Genomic DNA, 11388 nt, shown 5'->3' on the forward strand with positions numbered 1-11388 from the left:
TTACAACTTATTTGCTCTGCTAATCAAAAGATAATCCGCCAAAACCAATGCTCCCATAGCTTCTACAATCGGCACTGCTCTTGGCACAACACATGGGTCATGTCTCCCTTTTCCAGAAACTGTCACTGATTCTCCTGCTTCATTTACAGACTCTTGATCTATCATAATAGTAGCCACGGGCTTGAAGGCAACTTTAAAATAAATATCCTCACCATTGGAGATACCTCCTTGAATGCCTCCACTATGATTCGTACGAGTCCTTACTTTGTCCCCTTCTTTATAAAATGCGTCATTGTGCTCAGAACCCCTCATTTTCACTCCCTCAAATCCACTTCCATATTCAAATCCTTTTACAGCATTGATGCTTAGCATTGCCTTTCCAAGTTCTGCATTCAGCCTGTCAAACACCGGCTCACCAAGTCCTGGAGGAACTCCCTTGATAACGCACGAAACTACACCACCAACTGTATCTCTAGATTTTCGGATCTGATCGATAAAGCTGATCATCTCATCTGCCATTTCTTGATCAGGACATCTGATGATATTCTTTTCTGTTTGTGTAAGGTCTAGCTCTAGATAAGATTTTTCCAATTTCAAATCTCCAACCTGACTTACATAAGCTTGAATGCTAATGCCAAAATGCTGCAATAGCAATTTTGCAATAGCTCCTGCGGCGACTCTTGCAGAAGTCTCCCTTGCACTACTTCTTCCACCACCTCTATAATCCCTTATTCCGTATTTTTCTTGATAAGTATAATCAGCATGGGAAGGTCTGAATTTATCCGCTATATGACCATAATCTTTACTTTTTTGGTCAGTATTCATGATAACCAAACCTATGGGCGTACCAGTGCTTTTCCCTTCAAATACACCTGAAAGAATCTGAAATTCATCCTCTTCTTTTCTTTGAGTTGTGATTTTGGATTGTCCAGGTTTTCTCCTCTGCATTTCACTTCGGATAAAATCCTCGTCGATTTCTAATCCAGCAGGACATCCGTCTATAATTACACCAAGTCCTTTTCCGTGAGACTCACCAAAGGTGCTTATTCTAAATAGTTTTCCAAATGAGTTCCCCATTACCGCTTTTTCATAATCAAGACAGCCAATAGAATTACTGATACTGCCAACAATAAATTGATAAAGATGGAAAAATAGTACTTATATCGTTGGTTTAAAAGTTTATTGTTCTCAACTTCAATCAAATCATAAATTCCACCCAGTCTTTGATTGGAAATAGCTTGATTTACCTTAGATTCTCCTGTGATATTTAGCACTGCTTTTGGTCGGAGTGTATCATACTTAGCTAAGTTTGGATTGAAATAGATCCATTCAAAATGATCTGACAAGGAGACTTCTCCTGGTTCATTGACAGTAAGGTAATAGCTAAATTCTTTTATTCCTGTGACTTTTCCCATTCCCCGGTTGACTTGTTGCCTTACATTTGGATCGTAGGTGTTGAGCTTTTGGATTTGTTTCGTCTTAGGCTTGGAAACCGAATTGATATTTCCTTCACCTGAAATCCCAAAATTGTATGTAATCCCCTCGCCAGTTTCTGCATTAAGTTCTTTGATGTTTTCCCTCAACTGGAATACACCTACACTTACTTCATTTCTTAGTGGATGTGGCGGCAGAGGCTTCACTTTAATTGATTTTGCTGCCGAATAAAAGGTTTTGAAATCTTCCTGTCTATTGCTTCCAAAGAATGTTGGGTTTTTGGCAACTTTATATTTGATCATTTCCCATCCTATTGAAGGTATGATGATTTCACCTTCAGAGAAAGGGAAAAATGTAGCTTCATATACCTTATACTTCACCCAGTTTTCACCATTGATAGAAACTCTTTCTGGCTGGATACTAGTGATACTGAAATTTTCTTCCCAAGCATTGCTTGGTTTTAGCTTCTTAAGGATCCCATCCAATTGTCTCCCTGGTTCATGCCAACTGAATGGTGCCTGATTTGCCTCAGCCATGTAAAATGCCAAGCTTACATTCACGCCTTCACCAATATACACTTCTGGCTTATCCACAGAAGTCGCAAAAAATGCCTCATCATCGATTTCGATGAACTCAGGCTCTTCGCGCGATCTTCCAAACATTTCATCAAATGGATCAAAAGCATTGCTTTGTCTTTGTGCAGAGCGGGCATCTACTACGCTGATGTTTTTCCCAGAAGCAGGATAATCGTTGCCGTTGATTTTGACTGTAAAATCAGGAACTGTGAAATCACCTTTTCGGCTCGGCCTATAATATTGGATAATGCTATTTGTACTACTCATCTGTCCATTGATAATGTTCATGGATGAGGATTGTGAAATGCCTTGTTTTTGAAACCCAACGATCTCTGGAAACTGATCGTATGATTTGATTTTATCATCCGAAATCGTTACCTTAATAGTGAAGTTTTCATTCAAGGCTATTTCACTGGGGCCAAGTTCAATTTTTACTTCCTGAGCTTGAATGTTTGCACAGATAAAGCTTAAAGTAAATACCAAAACCCAAGTGACCGTCGTTCTAATCATAAGTTGTTCGTTTCAAATATAAGCGCAAATTAACTTTATATTTTAAACGCAACAAACGATCGGTAGTATCGTATCAGTATTAAAATTGTTTCTGTTTAACCTAATACATTTTGAGCCATGCTAGAATACGTTAAGACTATCTTATTGAAAGTGAGTTTTGACAAAGCGCTCTTCGAAAAAGAGCTGAGAAAAAGCCTTAATCTGATCCTACCAGCAGAGATCAGCGAATTTAGGGCCTGGTGTTACAGGACATTTTCTCGTAACTACGAACCAGTTTTAAATAAATATTTTGTCAAACTCGCAGGTTAAAAAACCTAAAAGGCTCTAAATAGAGCCTTTTTTTATGCTCATTATGTTTTCACAAAAGAAACATTCCTCGCCAAACCTTCCAATTTGGTCCTCTTTACAGCTGATTTTTGAAAAACTTTATTGAAAGTTTCTTGAGTTATTTCTTCCCAATCTTTCGCAGAGAATTCTTCCAACTCTGGATGGGGCAAAAATGCGGGCTCCTCATGTGGTTTGGAAAATCTATTCCAAGGGCATACATCTTGACAGATATCACATCCAAAAACCCAATTTTCAAATTTACCTTTCACTTCTGTGGGGATTTGATCCTTGAGCTCAATTGTGAAATATGAAATACATTTTGATCCATCCACTACGCCAGGTTTGACAATGGCATCTGTGGGACAAGCGTCAATACATTTTGTACAGGTTCCACAATAATCTTTTGCCATCGGAGTATCTGGGCTAACTTCCAAGTCAATGATCAATTCTGCCAAAAAGAAAAAACTTCCCATTTGGCGGTTGAGCAAAAGGCTGTTTTTTCCTGTCCATCCCAAGCCGGATTTTTGTGCCCATTGTCTTTCCATTACTGGCGCAGAATCTACGAAAGCCCTTCCGCCAATTTCCCCTATTTCTTCGTTTAGCTTTTGGAGAAAATCCCTCAACTTGTCTTTGATCACAAAATGATAATCTTTGCCATAAGCATATTTTGCGATTTTGTAATCCTGGGGATCTTCACTCAATTTTTTTGCTGGATAATAATTGTAAATCAAGCTTATCACAGTTTTTGCCCCATCAACCAGCTTGGTTGGATCGAGCCTTTTGTCAAAATTGTTTGCCAAATAACCCATTTGGCCATGATAATTTTGATTGAGCCAATTCTCAAGCCTTGGCGCTTCCTCTTCCAAAAATCCAGCCTTGGAAATACCACAAAAGTCAAAGCCCAGGTTTTTGGCCTGGGTTTTTATAATTTGGGCATACTTGTCTTTGGAATATAGTAAACTCATTTAATTTTATATGATTATCCGCAATCATGCCACTAATCAATTAAACGATTGTTTTTTGGCAAACTGATACTAATAGATATTGGATATTTATTGATATTGGTTCGAAATCACAGGTTAATTCAATTATTTAGATTCTACTGGTAAGAAAACGGATATCCATATAATTTTATATGATGATTATCCGCTATCACGCAAGTGAATGTATTTTACAAGATTTAAACATCACTTCAAGACCAATTTCCATGAATATCGAATGTCAATTAATATCTGGATTTTAAATATCCCTTTTCTATTTCCTTAATGGTGTCATTGCTGACATAAATTTTTTAATTAAGAAAATAAGCTTCCTGTTTCACTACCAAAATTCGGTTTGATTTTGAGATGCTTATAGGCCAATTCTGTAGCCATCCTACCTCTTGCAGTACGTTTGAGGTACCCTTCTTGAATCAAAAATGGCTCGTAAACCTCCTCAATAGTCTCCGCCTCTTCCCCACAAGCAGTAGCAATGGTGCTTAATCCGACTGGACCACCTTTGAACTTTTCTATGATGGTCATCAAGATTCTATTGTCCATCTCATCTAGACCATTTTCATCTACATCGAGCGCATTCAGTGCGAATTTTGCGATTTCCAAGGTAATGGTTCCATTGCCTTTGATTTCAGCAAAGTCACGGGTTCTCCTAAGAAGCATGTTTGCGATTCTAGGCGTACCACGGCTCCTTCTTGCTATTTCAAATGCCGCAATTTCATCTATGGGTGTTTGAAGAATACTAGCCGATCTGATCACAATGTCAGTCAATAACTTTGCATCATAATATTCCAATCGTGAATTGATGCCAAACCTTGCCCTCAAAGGTGAAGTGAGCAATCCTGATCTGGTCGTAGCTCCAATAAGAGTAAATGGACTCAATGAAATCTGCACCGAACGGGCATTTGGGCCAGAATCCAGCATGATATCGATCCTAAAATCCTCCATAGCGGAGTATAAATATTCCTCAACAATAGGATTGAGTCTATGAATTTCATCAATAAAAAGCACATCGCCCTCTTCAAGATTGGTTAATAGACCTGCCAAATCAGAAGGTTTATCCAAAACAGGCCCCGAAGTGATTTTAATACCTGCTTGAAGTTCATTTGCAATAATATTACTCAAAGTAGTTTTTCCCAAGCCAGGAGGGCCGTGCAGCAATACATGATCAAGAGGCTCCTGTCTTCGCTTTGCGGCTAGGACAAATATTTTCAAGTTTTCAACAATCTTATGTTGACCGGTAAAATCATCAAAACTCAGAGGACGGAGTGCTTTCTCAATCTCTTTGTCCTTTGGACTCAAATGTTCATCATCTCCGCTTAAATAATCTTCTCTCATGTTCTTAAGTTCAATAGATACAAAGATAGAAAAATCAAGCAAGGCAAAAAGATAAATGATTTTCCGAATTCTACTGTGCAATATTATTGCAACTGATCGTTCAATCAACCCAAAAATTCAAAAAATAGACTTAAATTCGCAAAAAAAATTAGCCTCTATGCGTAGCAATGCGAATAAAAATATTATTTATTCTATCATCCTTTTTCTTTTAGTAGCAATCGTCTATTTGTATCGTGAAAACAAGCAAAAACCAGCTGAAAAAGGATTAGAACCTACTTCTGAAAAAGTCGTGCTCACTGGAAATACAATGGGCACTACATACAGAATTGTCTATCTGGATGCAGAATCGCGTGATTTCAAAGCAGGAATCGATTCAATTCTATTGGATTTTAATCAATCACTGTCCACTTATATTTCAGATTCCGAACTTAGTTCTTTCAATAAAACAGATACTTTATTATTTGAGACCACTTATTTTCCTGAAATCTTGCGGGTCAGCAAAAAAGTATTTGAGCAAACAAATGGTGCATTTGACCCTACTGTAGGTCGAATAGTAAACCTTTGGGGCTTTGGGCCTGGAGGGCCTCAGCTGAAAGACAGTGTGAATATAGACGCAATGCTAAATTTGGTCAATTTTTCAGCAATCCAATTTGATGAAAAGAAAGTCTGGAAAATGAAGCCCGATATGTATTTGGATTTTTCGGCTATCGCAAAAGGCTATGGAGTAGATGTCGTAGCGGATTACCTCACAGAACAAGGCGTGCAAAACATGCTTGTAGAAATTGGAGGAGAATTGGTAGCCAAAGGTGTAAATGACGAGGGAGAGCTCTGGAAAGTCGGGATCAACAGACCAGAAGCAGACAGCAATCCAAACGAGCTGTACAGTATTGTAGCTTTGAAAAACCAAGGCATGGCAACCTCAGGAAATTATCGAAATTTTTATGACTTAGATGGCAAGAAGATTTCCCATACTATTGATCCAAAAACAGGAAGACCGGTGAGACATGGTCTTTTGAGTGCAACAGTCTTGGCAGAGAACTGTATGTATGCAGATGCTATAGCAACAGCTTTGATGGTCATGGGAACAGATAAGGCCATAGAGCTACAAAAGAACTCGGATTTTGAAGTTTTCTTGATTTATAGTGATGAGGAAGGAAAAACTCTTTCCTATGCAAGTGAAGGCTTGAAGCCTTATTTGTCTTTCACAGTCTCACAATAATTTTCACCCAGCCAAAGCTTAATTCAACATGTTAGTAAACTTCCTTTTGTTATTCTTTACCGCTTTGATCGCTGGTAGCCTTGCTTATTTTATCCCTAGCTGGCAAGAACGATACTTCAAACTTATTTTGGTTTTCGCAGGTTCGTATCTATTTGCAATCACTGTATTACATATTCTCCCTGAGCTTTTTGTGGGCACTGAAGATGCCACAAAAATGGGCTTGTACATACTGTTGGGTTTTTTACTTCAACAGGTTTTGGAGTTATTTTCCTCTGGGGTGGAGCATGGTCATATTCATCATCATGGCCATCATCATGGGATTGAATCTGGGGTATGGACATTGATGATTGGTCTGTTTTTACACGCATTTTTGGAAGGTACATTGCTCTCACATGATGGAATTCTCGTGGCCCATGACCATGGTGCACATGAGGGACACCATCATCACCACCATCATGGAAGTAATAATTTGATGTTTGGAATTATGCTGCACAAAGGACCAGAAGCATTTGCATTAGTGGCGGTGTTGATGAGTGCATTAAAAAAAMGCTGGGTATTTGTGCTTTTGGTGATTTTTGCATTAGCATCTCCATTAGGCATGATACTGAGCTCTGTTTTGTTTGATCAAGATTTAATCGGAAGAGGCGCTTTGAATGTTTTTTATGGTATGGTAGCAGGAGGGTTTTTACACATTTCCACGACTATTTTCTTTGAAAGCAGTCCCGACCACAAATTTCATCTAAATAAAGTATTTATTAGCATTCTTGCATTTGCTTTAGCAATTTCGTTTGAGTTCTTGTCTTAGTATTTTTAAGTTGGCATAAAGGGTTAAATTCGGAATTAAATTTGGTTTGAATCTTTTGAATATCAAAATATACTTATATATTGCTAAAATATTATACTTTCGCTAAATTAGTATATTGAGTCCAAAATAGTTTTTTATGGAAAAGCCAATTTGTCCAAAATGTGATCACGTCAAGACTGTGAAAAGCGGCGTAGTTGGCGGCAGGCAAAGATTTAAGTGCAAAAAATGTGGATACCATTTTACAGTGAATAAGCTGGGTAAATCCATAGATAAGTACTATGTAATCAAAGCCCTTCAACTCTATATCGAGGGGGTTTCCTACCGAGAAATAGAAAGAATCTTAGGTGTCAGCCATGTTTCGGTAATGAACTGGGTCAAGCAATACAAAATCAAAGCACCAGAAAGCAATGATTATAGACCTACCTACAGAGTCTTGAACCATACTGAATTAGTGAAGTTTATGGCTATTAAGGAGAATTTATTGGATACAGGAATGCTGATAACCGAACTTGGGGATAAGTTCATGATTATCAAATGGGAGCGGTTCAAAAATCGATAAACCAAATTATATTATTTTTTCTATAATAAATTAACAAATATCTACATCTATTTTTTCATTTCACGGGGAACTTTTCAACTTGGCCTACTCGCAATCAGAAATGTTGTGAGAAACCCAATTAGTAAACCCAAATAATCATGAAAATCCATTTGACAATGTTTTCTATTGTATTTGTCATGGTCGTATCAAATAATTCAACCCTTGCCCAAGACACTATTCCATCCATAGTAAAAATGGGGAACAAAGCTGGGGATTTTGTAGACCATACATACAAACCACTCACTCTAAAGCTCAATGAAGATGGATCCAAATACATTAGATTCCTTTTCTGGAATCAAATGTGGGCGAGAGCTACAGAAAATAACCCGGGGACTCTTGATGTATCAGGTAACCCACAATCCACTTCTACAGATATTGGAATTCGAAGAGCAAGAGTTCTCGCCTATGCTGAAATTTCTCCACGTTTCCTTATTTTGTCACATTGGGGAATAAACAATCAAACCTTCACAAATGGAGGAGTGCCTGGTGGAGGATTGACTGGAAACCCAGGGAATGTTCCCGTTATCGTAGATCCTGAGACTGGAGTAGGTAGCGCATCTGGAATGTCAGCAAAGAAACCCCAACTTTTTTTTCACGATATCTGGACGGAATTCAAGATAACCAATGAACTCTACGCAGGCATGGGGCTTCATTATTGGAATGGAATATCTAGAATGTCGAGTCATAGCACTCTTAACTTTATGGCAATAGATGCTCCGATTTTCAATTGGCCATTGATAGAGTTGACTGATCAATTTGCTAGACAGTTTGGTTTCTATGCAAAAGGTCAAATAGCCAAATGGGACTATAGAATTGCTTTGAACAAACCCTTTTCGGTAGGTTCTGGCGGGAGGTATGAAGCAACCACCAGCAGACCTGTAGCGGCAAATGTGGTCAATGACAATTGGGCAACTCAGGGATACATAGCATATCAATTTCTTGAAAAAGAAAATAATAAACTTCCTTTTTTTGTCGGATCCTATCTAGGTTCAAAAAAAGTATTCAATATTGGCGCAGGTTGGCATCATCACCCCGAGGCTACCAACTCGGTAACTGCAAACGGTGAAATCCAGAATCACGATATCAAACTGTTTGGCATAGACACATTTTTAGATTTGCCAATAAACAAAGCTTCAGGAACTGCATTGACTACCTATTCCGTCTTTTACCATTATGATTTTGGACCAAATTACATTCGGAACGTTGGCATCATGAATGTTGGTTTCGGATCAGGAACTACTCAAAATGGTCCAGGAAATTCACAACCTATGATTGGTACGGGAAAAATTTTTTATAATCAAACTGGATTTTTACTACCAAAAAACTGGCTTGGAGAAAAAGGAAGACTTCAACCATTTGCCGCAATTACCCACAAAAATTTCGAATATTATAATGAAGGAGCTTGGCAATATGATGCAGGGATGAATTATTACATCAATGCCCATCAGGCTAAACTCACTTTACAATATAGTCAAAGACCGATTTTTGAAAACTTCAACAAATCAGGTACAGCAGGAGAATTTATCTTTCAAACACAAATATTCTTATAAAACCCAATAACCATGTCAGAAAACAAATTTAGTAAAGAAGCCTATTGGAAAAAGAACCTCCGAATCTTGGGAGTACTTCTATTCATCTGGTTTATCGTATCATTTGGATGCGGAATATTATTCGTAGAACAACTCAATGAAATACGTCTTGGCGGTTTCAAGTTAGGGTTCTGGTTTGCCCAGCAAGGCTCCATTTATTCCTTTGTGATTTTGATTTTTGTGTATGTTGTGCGCATGAATCAGCTTGACAAGGAATTTGATGTAAATGAAGATTAATCTCAAATAGAAATTACAAAATGGATATTTTAACTTGGACATATATACTTGTAGGAGCATCATTTGCACTTTACATTGGAATTGCGATCTACACAAGAGCAGGATCTACAAAAGAATTCTACACAGCAGGCGGAGGCGTATCTCCCCTAGCCAATGGAATGGCGACAGCAGCAGACTGGATGTCGGCAGCATCATTTATTTCTATGGCTGGAATCATTGCCTTTTCAGGATATGATGGATCTGTATATCTCATGGGCTGGACCGGAGGATATGTTCTTTTGGCGTTATTGCTTGCTCCTTATTTGAGAAAATTCGGGAAATTCACAGTTCCAGATTTTGTTGGTGACCGCTATTATTCCAATAAGGCACGTGTGGTTGCTGTAATTTGTGCACTTTTCATCTCATTCACTTATGTGGCTGGACAAATGAGAGGTGTTGGAATCGTATTCTCACGCTATTTGGAAGTCGATATCAATACAGGTGTAATCATCGGGATGTGTATAGTATTTTTCTATGCAGTATTAGGTGGTATGAAAGGAATTACTTACACACAAGTTGCCCAATATTGTGTTTTGATTTTCGCATTTATGGTTCCTGCTATTTTCGTATCAATGCAGCTGACAGGCAATCCTATTCCTCAATTGGGTATGGGTGGAACAGTAGCTGATGGCACTTACTTATTGGACAAACTTGATGGCGTATTGGCAGATTTAGGATTTGCAGAATATACTTCTGGTAGAAAAGGAATGGCAGATATCTTTGCTATTACTCTGGCTTTGATGGTCGGGACAGCAGGTTTACCGCACGTTATTGTCCGATTTTTCACTGTTCCTAGGGTGAAAGATGCTCGACTCTCTGCTGGATATGCATTGGTTTTCATTGCGATATTATACACCACTGCACCCGCAGTAGCTGTGTTTGGAATTTACAATGCCATAGAAACAGTTGCAGAAAAACCTGTGGACGATTTGCCTGTATGGGTTGAAAACTGGGAAAAAACCAATTTGATAACTGTTGATGATAAGAATGGCGATGGTATAGTACAATACACACCAAATCCAGCAACCAATGAGCTAAAGATTGATAAAGATATCATGGTGTTAGCAAGTCCTGAAATCGCAAACCTTCCAAATTGGGTTATTGGTTTGGTCGCAGCGGGAGGAATGGCTGCTGCACTTTCAACAGCTGCTGGTCTTCTTTTGGTGATTTCCACTTCTGTATCTCGTGATTTGTTTAGAACATTCAAGCCAAATATGTCCGAAAAAAGAGAGTTGTTGATAGCGAGAATTTCAGCTGCTGGCGCCGTCGTATTGGCAGGATACTTTGGAGTAAATCCTCCTGGCTTTGTTGCAGAAGTGGTTGCTTTTGCTTTTGGTTTGGCGGCAGCTTCATTTTTCCCAGTAATCATCATGGGAATATTTTCTAGCAGAATCAATAAAGAAGGTGCTATTGCTGGAATGATCTCAGGACTGGTTTTTACGCTCCTTTACATTACCTACTTCAAGTTTGGACAAACCCACTTTGGTTTCTCGCCTGAGGCGGTTTCACCAGACAAGTGGCTATTTGGAATTTCTCCTGAAGGAATAGGCTCTATAGGCATGTTGATCAATTTCATTGTATGTTTTGCAGTTTCAAAAGCAACTCCGGCTCCTCCGCAGCATGTTCAGGACATGATTCAAGAAATCAGAATCCCCCGCGGTGCAGGCAAAGCACATGATCATTAATCTTAAAAATAAGGAAACTCCATTGATTCAATCTTGGGGT

The 11388-nt window shown here is 38.6% G+C and carries 11 protein-coding genes; 7 read left to right on the forward strand and 4 right to left on the reverse strand.

The genetic code is table 11. The features are described from left to right. Together aroC and MM213_RS05895 are read right to left on the reverse strand one after the other, a co-directional pair. Entirely contained in the window at nucleotides 1-1077 is a 1077-nt protein-coding gene (aroC, locus tag MM213_RS05890) for a chorismate synthase (protein ID WP_241410545.1), read from the reverse strand. Then, nucleotides 1077-2519, reverse strand: coding sequence for a BatD family protein (locus MM213_RS05895; RefSeq protein WP_241410546.1), 1443 nt, complete (start codon nucleotides 2517-2519; stop codon nucleotides 1077-1079). The genes aroC and MM213_RS05895 overlap by 1 nt, the downstream gene beginning before the upstream one ends. Before the next feature lie 117 nt (nucleotides 2520-2636). Here MM213_RS05895 and MM213_RS05900 point away from each other — a divergent pair, with 117 nt between their 5' ends. Continuing rightward, nucleotides 2637-2828 carry a hypothetical protein gene (locus tag MM213_RS05900; RefSeq protein ID WP_241273820.1) on the forward strand — a complete coding sequence of 64 codons (192 nt, stop codon included), beginning with the start codon at nucleotides 2637-2639 and terminating at the stop codon, nucleotides 2826-2828. Nucleotides 2829-2869: 41 nt separating this feature from the next. Here the strand turns inward: MM213_RS05900 and queG are convergent, their stop codons facing one another. Beyond that, complete coding sequence (queG, locus tag MM213_RS05905) at nucleotides 2870-3811, reverse strand: tRNA epoxyqueuosine(34) reductase QueG (protein WP_241410547.1); 942 nt, start codon at nucleotides 3809-3811, stop codon at nucleotides 2870-2872. Between the two features lie 330 nt (nucleotides 3812-4141). Next, on the reverse strand, nucleotides 4142-5176 hold the full coding sequence (gene ruvB / locus MM213_RS05910) for a Holliday junction branch migration DNA helicase RuvB (protein WP_241273822.1): 1035 nt from the start codon (nucleotides 5174-5176) through the stop codon (nucleotides 4142-4144). Between the two features lie 157 nt (nucleotides 5177-5333). On the opposite strand from ruvB, the gene MM213_RS05915 reads away from it, so the two are divergent. The 6 genes from MM213_RS05915 to MM213_RS05940 all read left to right on the forward strand — a co-directional run bounded on the left by MM213_RS05915 (nucleotide 5334) and on the right by MM213_RS05940 (nucleotide 11348). Continuing rightward, nucleotides 5334-6395 carry an FAD:protein FMN transferase gene (locus MM213_RS05915; protein ID WP_241410548.1) on the forward strand — a complete coding sequence of 354 codons (1062 nt, stop codon included), beginning with the start codon at nucleotides 5334-5336 and terminating at the stop codon, nucleotides 6393-6395. Between the two features lie 28 nt (nucleotides 6396-6423). Continuing rightward, on the forward strand, nucleotides 6424-7200 hold the full coding sequence (locus tag MM213_RS05920; RefSeq protein WP_241410550.1) for a ZIP family metal transporter: 777 nt from the start codon (nucleotides 6424-6426) through the stop codon (nucleotides 7198-7200). A 136-nt stretch (nucleotides 7201-7336) separates the two neighbouring features. Continuing rightward, the gene (locus MM213_RS05925; protein WP_241410551.1) at nucleotides 7337-7759 is read left to right on the forward strand and encodes an IS1/IS1595 family N-terminal zinc-binding domain-containing protein; all 423 of its coding nucleotides are present in this window, start codon (nucleotides 7337-7339) and stop codon (nucleotides 7757-7759) included. A gap of 137 nt (nucleotides 7760-7896) precedes the next feature. After that, entirely contained in the window at nucleotides 7897-9348 is a 1452-nt protein-coding gene (locus MM213_RS05930; RefSeq protein ID WP_241410552.1) for a porin, read from the forward strand. Between the two features lie 12 nt (nucleotides 9349-9360). Then, a complete protein-coding gene (locus MM213_RS05935) occupies nucleotides 9361-9624 on the forward strand; it encodes a DUF4212 domain-containing protein (protein WP_241273827.1) in 264 nt (87 codons plus the stop codon). Between the two features lie 20 nt (nucleotides 9625-9644). Then, the gene (locus MM213_RS05940) at nucleotides 9645-11348 is read left to right on the forward strand and encodes a sodium:solute symporter family protein (RefSeq protein ID WP_241410554.1); all 1704 of its coding nucleotides are present in this window, start codon (nucleotides 9645-9647) and stop codon (nucleotides 11346-11348) included. The last annotated feature ends 40 nt before the right edge of the window (nucleotides 11349-11388 follow it).

Source organism: Belliella alkalica, from assembly GCF_022549785.1.
GTDB classification, from domain to species: Bacteria; Bacteroidota; Bacteroidia; order Cytophagales; family Cyclobacteriaceae; genus Belliella; species Belliella alkalica.